This window comes from Allobosea sp. P2_A10 (assembly GCF_056405115.1).
In genome coordinates, this window is the sequence record NZ_JBFUCS010000031.1 from 30,776 (window position 1) to 47,790 (window position 17,015).

General features: G+C 62.5%; 16 protein-coding genes and 4 pseudogenes. 12 read left to right on the plus strand and 8 right to left on the minus strand.

The genetic code is table 11. From position 1 onward, the window contains the following. Positions 1–289: 289 nt before the first annotated feature. The 4 genes and pseudogenes from AC1DZY_RS25275 to AC1DZY_RS25290 all read right to left on the minus strand — a co-directional run. Complete coding sequence (locus tag AC1DZY_RS25275; protein WP_476822911.1) at positions 290–523, minus strand: hypothetical protein; 234 nt, start codon at positions 521–523, stop codon at positions 290–292. A 278-nt stretch (positions 524–801) separates the two neighbouring features. Continuing rightward, positions 802–1,020 carry a hypothetical protein gene (locus AC1DZY_RS25280; RefSeq protein ID WP_476822912.1) on the minus strand — a complete coding sequence of 73 codons (219 nt, stop codon included), beginning with the start codon at positions 1,018–1,020 and terminating at the stop codon, positions 802–804. 424 nt (positions 1,021–1,444) lie between these two features. Then, positions 1,445–1,581 (minus strand): annotated as a pseudogene (locus AC1DZY_RS25285) (IS5/IS1182 family transposase); the annotation flags it as partial. Between the two features lie 90 nt (positions 1,582–1,671). Then, positions 1,672–1,980, minus strand: a pseudogene (locus tag AC1DZY_RS25290) (YkvA family protein); the annotation flags it as partial. A 76-nt stretch (positions 1,981–2,056) separates the two neighbouring features. Here AC1DZY_RS25290 and AC1DZY_RS25295 point away from each other — a divergent pair. From AC1DZY_RS25295 to AC1DZY_RS25320, 6 genes and pseudogenes are all read left to right on the plus strand, one after another. After that, positions 2,057–3,040 (plus strand): L,D-transpeptidase family protein, encoded by a 984-nt coding sequence (locus AC1DZY_RS25295; RefSeq protein WP_476822913.1) that lies wholly within the window; start codon positions 2,057–2,059, stop codon positions 3,038–3,040. 365 nt (positions 3,041–3,405) lie between these two features. After that, positions 3,406–3,822: a DUF1236 domain-containing protein gene (locus tag AC1DZY_RS25300; protein WP_476822914.1), complete on the plus strand. Its 417-nt coding sequence runs from the start codon at positions 3,406–3,408 to the stop codon at positions 3,820–3,822. A 1,484-nt stretch (positions 3,823–5,306) separates the two neighbouring features. After that, a pseudogene (gene tnpC, locus AC1DZY_RS25305) lies at positions 5,307–6,471 on the plus strand (IS66 family transposase); the annotation flags it as partial. Then, complete coding sequence (locus AC1DZY_RS25310) at positions 6,426–7,100, plus strand: plasmid pRiA4b ORF-3 family protein (protein WP_476822915.1); 675 nt, start codon at positions 6,426–6,428, stop codon at positions 7,098–7,100. The pseudogene tnpC and the gene AC1DZY_RS25310, both read left to right, overlap by 46 nt. 868 nt (positions 7,101–7,968) lie before the next feature. Further along, positions 7,969–8,469, plus strand: coding sequence for a hypothetical protein (locus AC1DZY_RS25315; protein ID WP_476822916.1), 501 nt, complete (start codon positions 7,969–7,971; stop codon positions 8,467–8,469). Positions 8,470–8,548: 79 nt separating this feature from the next. Beyond that, complete coding sequence (locus AC1DZY_RS25320; RefSeq protein WP_476822917.1) at positions 8,549–8,875, plus strand: OmpA family protein; 327 nt, start codon at positions 8,549–8,551, stop codon at positions 8,873–8,875. 495 nt (positions 8,876–9,370) lie between these two features. Here AC1DZY_RS25320 and AC1DZY_RS25325 read toward each other — a convergent pair whose 3' ends face one another. Further along, positions 9,371–9,796, minus strand: a complete 426-nt coding sequence (locus AC1DZY_RS25325) for a DUF1236 domain-containing protein (protein ID WP_476822918.1) — start codon at positions 9,794–9,796, stop codon at positions 9,371–9,373. A 414-nt stretch (positions 9,797–10,210) separates the two neighbouring features. Here AC1DZY_RS25325 and AC1DZY_RS25330 point away from each other — a divergent pair, with 414 nt between their 5' ends. The 4 genes and pseudogenes from AC1DZY_RS25330 (at position 10,211) to AC1DZY_RS25345 (ending at position 12,903) form a co-directional block, all read left to right on the plus strand. Beyond that, positions 10,211–10,609, plus strand: a complete 399-nt coding sequence (locus AC1DZY_RS25330) for a cupin domain-containing protein (protein WP_476822919.1) — start codon at positions 10,211–10,213, stop codon at positions 10,607–10,609. Positions 10,610–10,837: 228 nt separating this feature from the next. Beyond that, positions 10,838–10,939 (plus strand): annotated as a pseudogene (locus AC1DZY_RS25335) (transposase domain-containing protein); the annotation flags it as partial. Positions 10,940–11,055: 116 nt separating this feature from the next. Beyond that, a complete protein-coding gene (locus tag AC1DZY_RS25340) occupies positions 11,056–12,045 on the plus strand; it encodes a peptidoglycan-binding domain-containing protein (RefSeq protein WP_476822920.1) in 990 nt (329 codons plus the stop codon). Between the two features lie 417 nt (positions 12,046–12,462). Further along, positions 12,463–12,903: a response regulator gene (locus tag AC1DZY_RS25345; RefSeq protein WP_476822921.1), complete on the plus strand. Its 441-nt coding sequence runs from the start codon at positions 12,463–12,465 to the stop codon at positions 12,901–12,903. 425 nt (positions 12,904–13,328) lie between these two features. Here the strand turns inward: AC1DZY_RS25345 and AC1DZY_RS25350 are convergent, their stop codons facing one another. Further along, the gene (locus tag AC1DZY_RS25350) at positions 13,329–14,012 is read right to left on the minus strand and encodes a TetR/AcrR family transcriptional regulator (protein WP_476822922.1); all 684 of its coding nucleotides are present in this window, start codon (positions 14,010–14,012) and stop codon (positions 13,329–13,331) included. A 105-nt stretch (positions 14,013–14,117) separates the two neighbouring features. Between AC1DZY_RS25350 and AC1DZY_RS25355 the strand changes: the two genes are divergently transcribed. Then, positions 14,118–15,383, plus strand: coding sequence for an ABA4-like family protein (locus AC1DZY_RS25355; RefSeq protein ID WP_476822923.1), 1,266 nt, complete (start codon positions 14,118–14,120; stop codon positions 15,381–15,383). Positions 15,384–15,533: 150 nt separating this feature from the next. Then, the gene (locus AC1DZY_RS25360) at positions 15,534–15,899 is read left to right on the plus strand and encodes a nuclear transport factor 2 family protein (RefSeq protein WP_476822924.1); all 366 of its coding nucleotides are present in this window, start codon (positions 15,534–15,536) and stop codon (positions 15,897–15,899) included. Between the two features lie 240 nt (positions 15,900–16,139). Here the strand turns inward: AC1DZY_RS25360 and AC1DZY_RS25365 are convergent, their stop codons facing one another. Both AC1DZY_RS25365 and AC1DZY_RS25370 read right to left on the minus strand, forming a co-directional pair. After that, a complete protein-coding gene (locus tag AC1DZY_RS25365) occupies positions 16,140–16,457 on the minus strand; it encodes a hypothetical protein (RefSeq protein WP_476822925.1) in 318 nt (105 codons plus the stop codon). A 116-nt stretch (positions 16,458–16,573) separates the two neighbouring features. After that, positions 16,574–17,015, minus strand: a 442-nt coding sequence (locus tag AC1DZY_RS25370; protein WP_476822926.1) for a DDE-type integrase/transposase/recombinase, incomplete at its 5' end; no start/stop codon positions are given.

Below are 17,015 nucleotides of genomic sequence, written 5' to 3' on the forward strand. Positions count from 1 at the left end.
TTTCGGCCGCGCAAYAGGGTTCGGCRTTCGCCCCCGTGCGYATGATAAGCGGTAAGAAATTGGAAAGATTTCTGCTGTCATCTATGATTCTCTGGACCAAACCAGATGCCCAAACTGAACTCAGGTCCGCACGCTCGTCCCCCTGGCAGTGCGGACCTTTTTCGTGAGTTTGTCGATCTCACGCCATACAGGATCAGCACTGTCACCATCGCCGCGACCGCGATGACCCATGCGATGAAGACGAGACGCGAGGGGTGATTTGGTTCTTCCATGGCGTGGTGTCGCAGAGCTATGATTGCTTGCGCAATTCAAACCAGTCGATCGTCTTGGCGATAATGTCCATGTCAACGAGCCGTACTACGTCGGAATGCTCGGTCGACATGCGGACGACTTCTTTTAATTCAGCGGCAAATTCGTCTCGGGAAAGAAGGCCCCGTCTGTCGAGATGATCGACCAGCATGCCGAATAGCGTGACTTGCGCTGCACCGAGGCCGACTAGATATCGGCGCAACTCTTCGTCCATCGGGAGCCTCGTTGTGACGGCGTATTATGGAAAGCATGACCCTCGCTGCCAACCCCCGATGAAATTCAAACTGCAGCTGCGAACGTCACCGCCGTCGAAGCCGAAACCCAGGCCGCTCCGATCTTGCCGGGGTGCAGATCAGCCCTAATTGCGCATTGCTGCGGCGGACCTGACTTTGGTCCATCAGCGGACTAGCCACCGCTGGCGAGGGTCAGGCCGCCAGCGGTGGCGCGACCGTTATGAAAGGGGTCGCGTGAGATTGACAAATGACCTCCGCCTCAATCCGTCGGAAACACCACCTTCATTTGATGCCGTTTGGTTTCCCATACTGCGACCTCCAGCTCCAGCTCCATCAACTCGAGTTCCTCCGGAGTGTCTTCCAGGCAGCCTGCCAGATCGGCAATGCGCTTCAAAGCCTCTTCGTAATGCCGCCAGGTCGTAATGAGCCAAGTCGTCGTCAGGTCGGCATGGTTCTCAGCATTTATGTCGACCGACATTGCTGCCTCCGTGGCAGATTCAATCAGCTCTGAGGCGCCCGGTTCCGGGTAGTACCCCTGGCAGTGGTCGTTTCGAGCATTCAACTAGGACCAATGGTGTGACGATGCCGCCAGCTTTCATCATTAATCGCAGTGCGCAGGACATCCCAAGACACGCGGAAGGCCCACATCGCCGCGTCGCGACCATGCCCCTGGCCGTCGACGGGCGCTTGAAAGCGGATGCCATAGCCAAAGCGACCAGCGTGAAGATGGGCGGTCCAGTCCCAGGTCGGCCGCTCAACCGATCGATGCGTGGTCACGATGACGCCGACCGAGGCGCCTTCGTCAACGAATGTTCAGCGTGTGTCAGGATCTTCGTGGGATGTTCCGGCGCTGGCGGCGCAAGGCGCGCTCCTTGCTGGGCATGCCATTCCAGTGATAGGACGTCGGCCTTGATCAGGCTGGCATCGACGGCAAACCCCTCGCCTCCGACCAGCCCTCCGCCATGCAGCGCTTGACCGTGATTTCCAAGACCTCGCGCAGCAGATCGCTGTCGCTGAAGCGATCGCGCCGGTTACTTGAGAGTAAGCAGCGTCCCGTTGGCACCTTTGCTGGAGCGGTCTGAGTGCCGATGTTTGAAGCCCCTGAGTGCTCGACACATGACAATTTCAGAGGTCGACCCTCGCGATCTGCCGCCGTCGCGCCAAACTCCGCCATGAGCCGCTCAGTTACGAGTCGCACGGCCAGCATGAGGCCGAGCGGCACCAAAATGAAGTCATCGAGATAGCCGAACATCGGAATGAAATCGGGGATCAGGTCGATTGGCGACAGTGCATAGGCCGCGACACATCGGGCCGTAAGTTTCGCAAGCCACGGTACGCGGGGATCACGCGCTGCGATCCAGAGCGCGAAGACATCCCGCTTGATGGCGCCGGCCCATGATTTTGCTTTTTGGAACCATTCGGCGCGAGGTTCGGTCATCATCGCCCTTCCATCTGCGGAACTATATCACGCTGATCCCGTATTAGGTTTAGTGCCACAATGTCCTGGAGCCGCAATGAACTCGCTTGATATGAGAGCAATTTTTGTGGCGGGGTTCTTGGCTCTGGCAGTTGCGCCGGTTTCGGCGCTTACGGCTGAAGACATAAATTCGGTCAGTTTCAAAAATCGCAACACTCATTCGACAAGAGGACCTGACCCCTTTGTCGTGAAAGCGCAGGCGCTGCTCAGTCGTCGTAGCGTTTCACCGGGCGTGATCGACGGGATCGATGGCGAAAACTTCCGTAAGGCAGTTGCCCAATTGCGCCGCCAAGAACAACTTGGTGAGGGAAATGAGATTGATGAACTGACATGGCTGAAGCTCGGTGGAGAAACCACTAACGACATCGTCACCTCCTACGAAATCACTGCCAAGGACGCGCAGTACGATTTCGCCGACGAAATACCTCGTGACTACGCGAAACAGGCGGAGATGAAGCGTCTTTCCTATACCAGCCCGGAGGAAATGCTCGGCGAACATTTCCACATGAGTGAAACATTTCTCGGTTTGCTCAACCCATCAGCAGATTATTCGAAGGCAGGCAGCAAGATTCAGGTGATGTCGGTAACGCGYRTGCTTCAACCCGGCAGYGCGCAGAGGATCGACGCAGTYAAATCCACGGGCATGGTTTTGGTATTTGGCGCTAACGATGCCGTGCTTGCGAGCTATCCCGCGACTATCGGGAGTGACAACACGCCATCKCCCTCAGGCAGCTACACGGTCGAACGTGTCGCCCGAAATCCGAACTACACGTATGATCCCGAAAAGAACTTTCAGCAGGGCAAAAACGACGAGAAGCTAACACTGCCGCCCGGCCCCAACGGCCCCGTCGGCACAGTCTGGATCGCTCTGTCGAAACCGACCTTTGGCATCCATGGCACGCCCGAGCCCGCTAAGATCAGCAAGACGTCGTCGCATGGCTGTGTCCGGCTAACGAACTGGGATGCCGAGGAACTCGCGACGCTCGTCAAGCCGGGCGTTTCTGTCCGATTTGTGGATTGAAGTATTGAGATCGGTCGGAAAACGACGGCGGGGTCCTGATGTCGGCAGGGCCCTCTTAGCGATTATKCTTGCCGCATCGACGCTCCTGCCTGATCGRAGCGCTGCATTGGAGCCCMGGCGCYGGCCTGGCTCAACGCAGGGCRCTGTTACGATGCCGCCGCCACGACCAACAGAACTTGTGCCGGCAGCCGATGAGCCGTTGCGCTCCTCGGTGACGTCAAATCACTCAACCACATCGACTTGCATTCGGACTTTCGTAGAGCGGGGTGGAATTATCCTTCCGTCACCGCCGACCGAAAGCGTCGGGCTATGTTCAGTCGATGATCCGGTTACATTCCAGCGCATTAGGTTGGCGGGTGATGCGCATGTTCAAGAAACTGGCCCTTATCGGCGCGCTTGTTCTCGTCCCCGCCGCTGCCTTCGCTCAGAATCCCCAGGGTGCTCAGGGCGGCGTTGCTGCCGGCGCAGCCACGGGTGCAGTCGGCGGCGCAATCGTTGGCGGCCCTATCGGCGCGGTTGTCGGCGGYGTCGGTGGAGCAGTCGTCGGCGCYATCATCGGCGACAACACCCCSCGCTTYCAGCAATACGTCGTCACCCAGAAGCGGCCGTCCTACACCTACGCGCRGCCGCTGTCGGTCGGCGTAGAGCTGCCGAGCGACGGCGTGACCTAYTATGAGGTGCCGGCCGAATACGGCGCGACCCAGTAYCGCTACACGGTCGTCAACAATCGYACCGTCCTSGTCGAYCCGCGCACYCGKCGCGTYGTYCAGGTCATCGAGTGAGCCTGCARACGATCGGTCGCAATCACCGCKYYGACTGATCWCGTGTTGATYGCCCGGCGGCAATTYCATTGTCGCCGGGCAATATAATRAGCTCAGMCCGAMCGTATGTATCAAYCCGAGGGCRRCTGCMATGGACGACCGGGCGCATGTRATGTCCGAYGCCGAYTATGAGCRWGCGCGCGTTCGCGTCGAGCAATTGGCCTCCGCAGCCAGCAGTTCGGCGGGAGCAGCTGAGCTTGCMGAAYTTCTTCGCGCCATGCGCGCTTGGGAACAGGTGCGGGATCGAGCAGATGCGATCGGCGAGCGCCCGGCGGGGCTAAGACTGCAGTAAATACTGCCCTGTGAAATGCGACAGATCGTTCAAAAATAGGTCTGGTTCAATCGATGCCCATCTCTCTCATCATACTGATTTCGAGTGTCGCGCTCATTCTTGTATCCATAGGTTATGTCAGCTTTGGCAGCCGCTGAACCATACCTTCCATGCGCTCGCAAGCATCTGGCGACGTCGCGGGAAAAAGCCTGCCACACCGTGGCAGGCTCTATTTTGTGCTCTCAATAAAAGCGCCGGCCATAGCCACGACGCTCGTGACGCCTGCTGCGCGCATACATCGGGGGCCCGCGCCGACGCCCACGGCCCCAGCCAAGGTGTCTGCCACGGTTCCCGCGCTTCCAACCCTTGCCGTTTCGGTTTCCACCCTTTGCGAACTCAGTATCGACGTCGTTGAGCGTGCCTTGGAGCGGGTCGAGTTCCGGCGACGGGCTGATCACCGATGTCGTCGCCGAAGCGTCGGAAGCACCGATGAGGCTAGCGGTGGAGCCGACGGCTACGGCTCCAAACAGGGCGGCTAAAAATGAGCGGCGATCCATGACGGTCCTCCTCCAGCTGAAACCGTGTTGGTTCCATCTGGATAAAACCAATAGCCAGCTCAATTAGTTCCGATACGGCATCGGTGCCCGGCAGCCGGATCGGCTTGGCGGCGCTCCCTTCTCCCCGACGCGCCGATCGTTCGTCAAACCAACGCGCAATGCATATCGGCACGATTTGGAACACCGCACGGGCTTGGCTGCTTTCACTTCACCATGGGTCCAGCGCCGCAACGCGCGGGCGCTGCCAATTCAACCCGAAACGGAACCTGACCTTGAAAAAGATGTCCCGGATGCGCGTAAGAGCCTGGCTGTTGATCGGCACGGTCGTTCCAGCCATCCCTCTTTTGCAGGCAGACGTCGTCGCGGCGACCTCATTCCAGATCGCGCAGGCCCCCACACCCGCTAATGAGGGTTCAGAGCGTCCGCGCCGTAACCATCCGGTCTTGGCCGCCTTGCGCGGTGATCGGCATTTCCCGAACGGTCTGACCTTAAGTCTAGCTTTAAGGTCATGGCGATGGTTCGGGCGGAGGTTCTGGGCGGGATCGAGCGGCGGCGGCGCTGGCACTACGGGGACAAGGTCCGGATCGTCGAGGAGAGTTTCGCTGCTGGCGTGACGGGAGGTGCTTGAGCGCGTCACCCTGTTCAGGGTCGTCCGGCATATCCGCCCCAAGATCGTCTGCCGTGTTTGCGAGGCAATCGCGCAGGCGCCGATGCCGTCCTTGCCGATCGAGCGGGGGGCGGCCGGGTCCTGGATTGCTCGCCCATGTGCTCGTGGCCAAGTATGCCGACCACCTGCCGCTGTATCGCCAGTCCGAGATCTATGCCCGTGAGGGCGTCGAGCTCGACCGTTCCACCCTGGCCGATTGGGTCGGATCGGCGGCCGCGCTGCTGACCCCTCGGGCTGAGGCGATCGGCAAGCATGCCCTCGCCGGACGCGCGCTCCACGCCGACGACACGCCCGTCCCGGTGCTCGCCCCCGGGGTCGGCAAGACCGCCACGGGCCGGCTCTGGGTCTATGTCCGAGACGAGCGCCCCCATGCCGGTGATGCAGCGCCCGCCGTTCTCTATCGCTACACCCCGGATCGGAAGGGCATGCGTCCGCAAGGCCATCTCCAGGGCTTTACCGGTTACCTTCACGCCGACGGCTATGCCGGGTTCGACAAGCTCTATGCCGACAGCCCCGGGAAGCGCGCGGCGATCACCGAGGTCGCCTGCTGGGCTCACGTCCGTCGCAAGGTCTTCGATATCCACAAGGCCAACGCCTCGGCGGTCGCTGTCGAGGCCCTGCGCCGGATCGGCGAGCTCTACCAGGTCGAGGATGCCGTCCGTGCCCGCCCGCTTGACGAACGGTGACGATCACGTCAGGAGCACGCTCTTCCACGGCTTGCCGATCTGCGAAGCTGGCTCGATGCGACGCTGTCCAAGCTGTCGGGCAAGAGCGAACTCGCCAAGGCGATCCGCTACGGCCTGTCACGCTGGCCCGCGCTCACCCGCTATGCTGACCATGGCGATCTGGAGATCGACAACAATGCCGCCGAACGTGCGATCCGGCCGCTCGCCATCGGCCGTAAGAACTGGCTCTTCGCCGGCTCCGACAGCGGCGGCGAGCGCGCCGCCGTCATCTACACCCTGATCGAGAGCGCCAAGCTCAACGGCCTCGATCCTCAGGCCTATCTCCGTAACGTCCTGGCTCTGATCGGCGACCATCCCATCAACCGGATCGGCGATCTCGCGCCTTGGAACTGGCAGACGCCACGAGAGGCCGCTACGCTGGCAGCATGATCTCGGCCGCTTCCCATGTCGATCGCATCGCCTGCATCAAAATCGTGCTCGATCATGTCGAGCCGGCCATCTGGCGGCGCGTCGAGGTTCCCTTGACGACAAGCCTGAGAGGCCTCCACGAGGTTATCCAGGCCGTCATGCTGTTCGAGAACTATCACCTCTTCGACTTCACGATCGAGATCGACGGCCAAAGCAGGCGCTACGGCATCCCCGACCCGGATGGGTGGATCAAGCTCAGCGACGCCAAGAACACCAAGCTCGGGCCGCTGACCGATCGCGGTCTGAAGCGCTTCGCCTACACCTACGACTTCGGCGACAACTGGGAGCACACGCTTACGATCGAGGCTATCAGTGACGCGGATCCCGGCCTCGACTACCCGCGCTTTGTCGACGGCGCCCGCCGCGCTCCGCCGGAAGACGTCGGCGGAATCCCCGGCTTTGAGGAGTTCGTCGAGGCCATGGCCAAGCCCAGACATCCCGAACGCAAGCGCCTGATCGAATGGTACGGACGGGTCTTCGACACAGAGGACATCGACCTTCCCGCCATCAAGGCCAGCATCGCAAAACTGGCCCGGCGCCGCGCGATCGGAAAAGCCGCCTTCGCCAAAAGCCGGCGATCAGAAAGCTAAAAGGGCCGACACCGGACGGTTACTCCGCGCCAGCCTGGACCATCCCGTTCGCCACGCGAAGCACGGCCAGAACGTCCCGCCGGTGCCGAACGCGAGCATGGCGCCCGTCCGACGCCGGTCCCCGGACTGCCTCCAGCCGTCGAGTGGCCCGGCCCACCGCCGACGCCCCAGGTTGCCCCGCGCGCTCCGACGCCGCCTGCGCCGCCTCCGGCCGCGCCTGAACAGCGGCGCGATCCGCAGCCGCGTCCTGTTCCCCCGACCAACAGCGCGCCCAGCCCCGAGGCGCCCGCCCGCCCGGCCGCGCCAGCTGAGACCCCAGCAGTACGTCCCGCACCGGCCGCCCCGCCCGCCGCGGTACCGCCCGCCGCCCCCCACTCAACGGAACGCGCCTACGTCGGATCCGGCTGCCCCACCAGCCGCCGCCCCAGCCCCGCGCACTTCTCCGACACCTCAGGCCGCCCCGACCCCTCAGGCTGCTCCTCCCGCGCCGAGGCCGCCGGCGAGCGGCGCGCCGGGCGTGGTGCCAGGGCAGGCTGCACCTTTGGCCGCACCACTGGCCACAGCTTCCCCACCCGCCCCCGCTCAACGCAGTGCGCCTGCGCAGCAGCCGGTCGTCCCGCCTGCCGCCGGGCCGGCCCCCACTGCGCCAGCCCCTCAGGCCGCTCCCGCAGCGCCTGCCCCACCGACCGCCCCGCAGCCGGCCCAGGTTATGCCCCCGAATGCGCCCCAACTTGCGCCAACTCAGGCTGCCCCGCCTGTACCGGGCCAGCCGCCTGCGCCTGCACCTGACCGACAGGGCCGTCGCGGCGGCATATCGCCGGGCGGCGCGGCCGCCATCGCGATTGGGGCTGGCCTTGTCGGCGGGATCATGGCGACGCAGGGCGCTAACCGGCTCGACGAGGTCAGAAGTCGTCGCGAGGAGCGGCGCGAGGGCGATGTCACAATCATCCGCGAGCCCGGCCGCACAATCATTCGCGATGACGACCGCGTAATCATCCGCCGCGACGAGACGCAGCGCTTCCGCGATCTTGGCATCGACCAGCGGGTCGAGCGCCGCGGCGACGAGACGCGCACGGTTTTCGAACGCCCGGACGGAACACGCATCGTCACCATAACGGATGCGGAGGGCCGACTCCTGCGCCGCACCCGCCAGATTCGCGATGGCGAGGAGTTCGTCATTATCGATAACACCCGCCTCGACCGGCCAAATGACCGATTCTCGGACGAGATCGTCGTGCTGGAGCAGCCGCCGCTTCGCATTCCACGCGATCGCTACATTGTCGATGCCGAACAGGCTGATGAACGCCTGATCTACGAGACGATTATCGCCCCGCCGATCGCCGATCCCGCGCCGCTACACACTGGATGAAGTGCGCTACTCCCCCGATCTTCGCGCCCGCAGGCGCAGCGTCGACATCGACACGGTTACATTCCCGAGCGCATCTTGGGTGGTCGAACCCGCCCAGGCGCAGCGGCTTTCCAAGATCGCGCAATCGATCCGGCAGGCCCTGCAAACCTCGCCCAACGAGGTCGTCCTGGTCGAAGGCCACACGGATGCGGTCGGCGCCGACATCGACAACCTGTCGCTGTCGGACCGCAGGGCCCAGTCGGTGGCGGAAATCTTGACGAAGGATTTTGGGGTGCCGCCAGAAAACCTGACGACGCAGAACTATGGCGAGCAGTATCTCAAGGTAGCCACGCAAGGGGACTCACGAGAAAACCGGCGCGTGACGTTGCGGCGAATTACTCCGCTGCTCAGCGGCAAGAACGGCTGAATTGGGGTGCACCAAACTGAGAAAGGGCCGCAGCGAGCGGCCCTTTTTTAATTCGGCGGGAAAGGAAGCAAGGCTTTCCCCAAGGTGCTGCGTTAGGTTGCGAAACTTCGCGGCGGAGCCGTTCTGCTCAATCGCAGATCCGGATCCGACGCACGATGACTTCGCCATAACGATTGACGCGGCGTTTTGTTACAACTCGACAGTCGTCATGATCTTCCAGAACGACCCGCCGCTCGCGATAACCGCGGCGTTCGGCAAAGCCATAGCGCGCTGCTCATGATAGCGGGGACCGTCGTAACCCGGACTGCCGAAGCCAAATTCGACCTGCACCTGGGATTGAGCGGGGACGCTAAATACAGCGCTCACTGCGACTGCGGCAGTCATCAAGAATGCGCGTAACATCGACTTACTCCCTGAGTTCTTACGCGGGGCTTCAGGATGCCGAGCGCGGGTTATGGAAAAGAGCCCACCCTGATCGGGTGGGCTCCGGCGGAATCAGTCGATGATCTGAACGATCTTGCGGGTCTTCGGCTCGACCAGGACGGTCTTGTCGTTGACCACCGTGTAGCGATATTCGGTCTTGCCGTAGCGCGCGGGAACTTCACGATAGGTGATTGTGTCGGGCAGCGTCGCCCCAACCACCACCTGCTCACGGTAAGTCACCGAGGGTACCTTTTCCTGGGTCACATAGGTCCGGAATTCGGTACGCTGATCGGCAGCGATTCCGCCGGTGATTGCGCCGACTGCTGCGCCCCCCACGGCACCCGCTGCCGCCCCGACGGGGCCGCCGACTATGGCGCCGCCAACAGCGCCTGCACCCGCTCCCGTCACGGCACCCGCAGCGGCGCCGGAGTTCGACTGTGCGAACCCGGTAGCCGGTGCGACCGCCAAGGCTGCAATGATGAAGAAGTTCTTGATCATGGGCTATCTCCTTTTGGTTTCGAATTAATCGATCCCCAGGCCGCTCGAAAAACGACCAGCATGAACAGAAGTTCCATGAATAACCGTTCATAGATAAGGACTTAGATGGGTATCCGCACGCGCCCATGCCACGCTAGCGCGATCGCGTCGATGGCGCGGGGCCATCCGAACCTTGCGCAGCGTCTGCGCGGACGGTTTCGTAACTGCGTTCGCCACGGCAGAAGGTGTCACGGCGTTGGAAGATGCCGCGTCTGTTCAGCAGTCATCCTCCAAGACGACCGATGCGCGTTCGGGCGCTGGATCGTAATGACTCTCACCGTAAGCTTGTTCCTGTAACGCATCGAAACGCTATACGGGTGGTCCTCAATGCCAAGGCGCGGTATGAAGAGGCTCCTTTGCTGGAAGGTCCCCGAGATGAAGACCCCGCTCCTCGCCCTTGCCTTCGCCGCAGGCCTCGGGCTCGCGCCCTCATGGGCCCAGCCCGCCCGGCCCGAAATGGTTCTGCGCGAGACGGTGCGGGGCATGCCGCGTAGCGAGCAGCAGGAAATTCAGGTGCTGACTGCCCGCTTCGCCCCCGGCCAGGCCACGGTGTTCCACACCCATCGCTTCCCCGTCACCGTCTATATCATCGAGGGTGCCTTCACCCTGGAACTGGAAGGCCGCCCGCCGGTGGTAGTCCGGGCGGGCGAATCTTTCGTCGAACCGCCCGGCGTTAGGATGACAGGTTATAATCGCAGCACGACGGAGGGGATCCGGCTGGTGATCTTCTATGTCGGCGATCCGGGGACCCCGTTTCTGGATGTGATCCACTAAGCGGCGCGGCGAAGGATGTCCCGCACCTGCGTCGCGGCAATTCTTTCCTTTCGAGCGGTTTGAACGCCCCTTGAATTGATCTTATCCGCAACAGCTGTCCGAGTGGAATATGCATCACTTCCCCATGCGCTTAGTATAGCGTATCTACTACGCTGACTGTCAGCACGGGCCGTTCTACCGCGCGACAGCGCATACTTGTCGCGAATTCGGTTATTTTGACGCTACCTCGTCGACGTCATCACCCGTATCGTTGCCGGCCATCCCCAGAGCCACCTCGACGACCTGCTGCCGTGGGCATATGCACCCCAGCCGCTTAAGGCCGTGGTCTGAGAACATCGCTTACCCAGAGAGCATCTGGTGTTGGATTCAATCTCTAGCTGCTACAATCTCCAGTCTCTACCGCCGGACAAGTCTGGCGGTGCATAGCTGACCGAAAGGACAAGGCGATGCCAGCGATGTTGAGGCAGGGCAGCAAGGGGCTCGATGTCACCCTGCTTCAAGCGCAGCTCAATCTCGGCATACCCGACAAGAAGCCGCTGGCCCTAGATGGCAAGTTTGGTCCATTGACCAATGCGCGCGTGATCGAATTCCAGAAATCGGCTCAGTTGTCGCCCGACGGCATCGTTGGGCCCAAGACCTGGGCGGCTCTGGCGCTGGTTGCTTCGGGGGCGGACAAGCCGAGCCGCTTCTCCTGCGACAACGGCAGTCCCGACAATGTCGCGAAGGCGGGCACCTTCGCGGCGGCCCTTCGCGGCGGCTCGCTCAACGGCGGCTTTGCTTTCGCGGGAAGGACCGGGGGCGGCGCGACCACGACCTCATCCCTCGTTTCGGTCGCCGGCGTTTCGATTCAGCCGTTCGTCGGCAATCCTCACGAGGCTGCAGCAAGAGCCATTTATGGCAGCAGCCTGCACTACGACCGTATCTTCACCTCCAACAAGACCGGAGGCGGCGGGCGCCCCTTCACGCTGGCAGTGCCCGTGCCGCCGCTGGTGATCGAAGCACTGCCGCTGGGGGGCAATATCGTGATTCTCAACCTTGGCACGACGTTCAGGGAAGTCGACGTCATTCACGAGCTGGCGCACGCTTGGCAGTCGCAGCATCATTCCGCTCCCGCGCAGTACATGGCCAACTGTGTCGCCTGCCAGGCTGCGGCGGTCGCGGCCAACACGAAGCTCGTCGCCGTCGATCCCAGGGTGGTGTTTCGCAAGAACTTCCCGGTCAATGCCCCGTTCTCCGCTTACAACTATCGCCGTGGACTGCCTTTTGCGGCCTATGCCGGCGAACAGATCGCCCAGCAGGTCGAGAAAAACGAGGCCGTCATCCGGACGAAAATTGCCAGCGTCGCGGCCGGCGTTGTCGACAGCGACAACGTCAAATCCCTGAATTCCTTCAACATCTGCATAGAGGATGAAAGGGCGGCCGGTGTCTTTGGCTGACGCAGGATGATCCAGTTTATGCGGCGCATATTTTTTCAGCGGATCGGCCTTGGCTCGGGCCATAGCGGCTACCATTGCGCGCCGAATTCGCTGCGCGGGGTTTTGCCGCATCATGGCCGGCTCATTGTGGCGATAACGCCCCGACCGATGACCAGCCCACCGCCGACATAGATTAGGGGCAGGTCCGCCAGAGCACGAAGGTCGGCAGGGTGACGGGTTGGTCCCGGCAGGGGTACGAGACCGGACCCGCGCTCGCATGCTCTGCTCGGATTTCGAGGGATTGTTCGACGTCACTAAAGGTCTTTACGGACGCGTTCCCAATGAATGACCAGGCTTGGCGTATGGCTAGCCCGCTTTCGTCACAGTAGTATAAGGTGTGATTCGGGGGCCTGGAACTTCGATAAGAAGGGGCTTAGCATGTTAAAGGTAGTTATCGCCGAAAACAGCCCAATGCTCGCGGCACTTTTTGCAGACTACCTTGGCTTGGTAGGCTATGATGTGATCGGTATCGCCGCATCCGTTGAAGACACGATCGGCCTGATTGCGCGGCAACAACCCCACGTCGCAATTATCGATTATCGCCTTGGTGGCGGCCAGCGTGGCACGGATATTCGTCCTTTGCTAAACCCGGCGAGCGCGCCTGCTTTGCTGTACCTCTCAGGCGCGCCGTTGCAAGACACGCTGACCAATCTCGACGGCGAAGGCTTTATTCAAAAGCCCGTGAAGTTGGAAGATCTCGATCGCGCACTGCGGGCGGTCTGGGAGATCAAGACGACCGGTCAGGCCGCACTCGAGCTCGCGCCACTATGCCTGCATCAACTCACGGCTCCAGCAGTACGCACGCTGCGGGCTGGATAACTCTCGCCGCCGCCTCAATGCGCGTCCTCACCTCCATCACAGTGCACCGGGACCTATACCTATCTTGATCAGAGCGTGCGCTCGCGCGCTCTGGCTATCGCCGTTGTGTCAGTCGCAGGCTATTATCCGGTGGTCGCCGGCATCGGCGCTATGCGCACGTCGTGGGTGCCTAAATTCGACGAGACACCGAGCGAACGGGTGCTGGCATTCGTTCCTATGCGCTACTGACGCAGATCGAGATCTTCGCGCATATTGACGCAACCGCCGCCGCGACGGGCCTCCCGATGTGCATCAATCCACCGTAGCCGAAACTAAAGATGGCAGCATTCGTCGACCGCCGTTCTTATCAAACCGCTAAACCCTTCGATGGTGGGCGATCAGGGTGTAACCTGACATGTTCGGGGAGGGGTATTTCTCAGACGTCGCTAGCCGCGAATTCCGAACTCGGCCTCGGCGCCAGCCAGACTGCCGACTAGGAGGCGCACAAGCCGGTTGGCGTAAAGCTCGACCATCGCCGGCCGGCCACCCTCGCCAGCCAGGAAATCGAGCTGCCCGTCGATAAGCAGCGTCGAGAAGCCGTGGGTCACCGACCAGACGAACAGGATCGTGCCAAGATCGGGATCGTCGGCGAAGGAGGGCGGCGGCAGGCACAGCGGATCGTGCCCCTGCACCGCAAGCTGGATCCGCGTCTCGCGCACAAGCAGCCCGAAGGCGCGCGAGGCCGCGCGCTTGAAGTCGGGATCCTCGATATCGAGCTCGCGCTGGCCGAACACGACACGGAACCGCCCGGGCCTCGCCAGCGCCGTATCGAGATAAGCCCGCGCGACGGCGGCCATACGATTTTCGCCCTTCTCATCGGCCTGCCAGGCGGCGGCCTCGATAGCATCCGACAGATCGTCGAAGCCCAACGTCGCGATCGCCGTCAGCAGTCCCGCGAGATTGCCGAAATGATGCGCCGGCGCTGCGGGCGATACGCCGGCTCTGCGGGCGCATTCGCGCAGGGTGAAGCCCGCGATGCCTTTCTCCGCCAGTACCGCTTCCGCCGCCTCGATCATCGCATGGCGTAGATCGCCATGATGATAGCCGCCGCGCGCCTCGACTTTCGCCATTTTCGCCGATCCGTGATCTGAACATCGTCAAAATTATCTTGACGGCGTCAAGATAGATGCCCAGGCCATCAAACGCAACTTAACGGCGTTCAGATGGGGTTCGCCATGCCGCCAATGACTCTTGATGACGCCTTTTCCGTCGCGGGCCAGCTTGCTCTAACCGGCTGGCTGAGTTTGGCGCTGATGCCGCGCTGGCGCGGGGTATCGCACGCACTCGCCGGCTGGATCATCCCCGGCCTGCTGTCGCTGGGCTATCTCGTGCTGATCGCGGTGTCCTGGCGCGACGCGCAAGGTGGGTTCTCTTCGCTCGACGGCGTCGGGAGCCTGTTCCGGTCGCAGCCGATCCTGCTCGCCGGCTGGGTGCACTATCTCGCCTTTGACCTCTTCGTCGGCAACTTGATTTTGCGCCGGTCGCAGGAGGAGCGATTGCCGCATCTGCTGATGGTGCCAATCCTGCTCGCGACCTTCCTGTTCGGGCCTATCGGTTACCTGGCTTTCCGGCTCCTCAAGACGAGTGCCCGAGCCACGCGCGACGATCGCCTAGCGCGGGCGCAAGCCATGCTGCCAGCATGGCTGCGGTCGCTCGAGTTCGAACCGAGGCTGACGGCGGCCGGACTGGCGATGCTGGCTTTGGCCGTTCCCACCGCGCTCGCCTATGCGCTGGACGCGCGCCTGTTCCAGGGCATGAACGTCTGGCTGAAGCCGCTGAAATTCGAGGCTTCGCTTGCGCTCTATCTGCTGACACTGGCCAAATTCCTGCCCCTTACCAGCGGCCGTTTCCAGCGATCCCGGCTCGGCCGCTACGCCGTCTGGGGCGCGATCGTGCCGTCGTTCCTGGAGGTCGCCTATATCGCCTGGCGCGCCTCGCGCGCCGAGGCCTCGCATTTCAACGTCGGCACGGCGCTCGATGCCGCGCTGTACAGCGCAATGGGCATCGGCGCGGTCATGCTGACCCTGGCGGCACCCGTCATCGCCTGGGGCATCGCCCGCAAGGACGCCCCACCGCTGGCACCTGCCCTGCGCTGGTCGATCGTCATCGGACTGGCTCTGACCTTCTTTCTCGGCGGGCTCGAAGGCAGCCTGATGTCGGGTAGCCAGACCGGCCATTTCGTCGGCGCGATCCCCGCCGTGCATGCGACGCTGCCGATCCTGGGCTGGTCGCTGGTGATCGGCGATTTGCGCGTGGCGCATTTCCTTGGCCTGCACGCGCTGCACGTCATCCCGGCCTTCGGGCTGATGGTCTGGCTCGTGACGCGGCACGCTCAGACCGGGACCATCGCGGTCGGCGTCTTCTCGGCAGCCTATGCCTGCGTCACCGCCATGGCCCTGGCTGCGGCGCTGAATGCAAGGCCACTGTTGAGCCTCGGCTGACCCGACGAACCCCCTCTTTTTCTGCAGGCTCGAACGCGCGCCAGTCGCACAGAGGAGATCATACGTTATGTATCACGCAATCGTCCGCCGCCGTGTAGCGAGCACCTTCGCGTCGCTGAGCAACGGTGACTACGAGATCGCACTGGCTGCATGGCCAAAACGTTCGAGCACCGCTTTTCCGGACATCACGCGCTGGGCGGCACGCGGCGCACAAGTGCGGCTATGCGAGCTTGGTTCGAGCGGCTCTACCGTCTCAATCAGAAGCTCGACTTCGAAATTCGCCATATCGCCGTGTCGGGCACACCCTGGAACACGACGGCGGTGGTCGAGTGGCGAGACACTGCAACGCTCGCCAATGGCGCCCCTTATGTGAACCAGGGAGCTCATGTCATAGGGATGCGGTGGGGCAAGGTCGTGACACTTCACGCCTATCTCGACACCGCCATCCTCGCCGAGGCGCTCCTGGGGCTGGCGAAGCCTTGCCGACATCGCGCGAGCAGTCGATGCCCCGTCTGAGGCAGGGCAAGTCGGGTCGCAGACGATCCTGCTTGCCGAGACTTTGCGTGTCGAAGCGCAACTGCTGGATGGCGCGGTCTCAGATCTCATTCGGGACGTTCGGTCATCCTGACCGTCGCGGGCGCCATCTTCAGTCCGATATGCGGTAAGCAGTGCAGATCTCGCGGCGCTTGCTGCCGGGCCTGTGCTCTCCAATGCGCTGCCGCACGTCTGCAGGTATACAAGGCCGACTGCAACAAATCACGCATCCTCGATCGCGAAGAAATCATCTACAAGATGGTTGGCATGCTTTTCGATAAGACCGCGTGCCTCTTCGTCTGACAACGGCAACACGCCGTCGCCTTCGACGTAGCCGCGATCGTCGGGGATGAGCCGACGCCAACGGGTGGCGGCGCCGCCCTCGCCGGCCAGAAAAAACCTGCCCTTCCGTGTCCGGAACAGCTGCGTTCTCTCATACTTCCAGTCACCGCCGGTCCGGGCGATTTCTGCGATCAGTTGGGAGGTTTCCGTATTGTAGCGCAGCCCATCGACCACGCGGTTCAAGATGATATGGTCCATGCAAAATCCGTCCTTTCGTTATGTTGATTGAATACGTCAGAGCGGGCACCGCTTTGGCCACCGATGCCCGCCGGTTCTGAACCGCTCCGGGTTTCCCGGAGGCCATTTCGTTTGGGTCACGCCGCCATGGCTGGCTCGTCCAGCATAGCATAGTAGCGTTCCTCGGCCTCGGCCGGCGGGATGTTGCCGATGGGCTCCAGCAGCCGGCGATTGTTGAACCAGTCGACCCAGGTCAGCGTGGCGAACTCGACGGCCTCGAAGCTTCGCCAAGGTCCGCGCCGGTGGATCAACTCCGCCTTGTAGAGGCCGTTGATCGTCTCGGCGAGAGCGTTGTCGTAGGAGTCGCCGACGCTGCCGACGGAGGGCTCGATGCCGGCTTCGGCGAGGCGCTCGGTGTATCGAATGCTGACGTATTGCGATCCCCTGTCGGAATGATGGACGAGGCCCCCTCGATGGACGGGCCGTCGCTCATGCAGGGCCTGCTCCAGCGCGTCGAGCACGAAGCCGGCGTGTGCGGTCCGGGATACGCGCCAGCCAACAATGCGGCGGGCGTAGGCG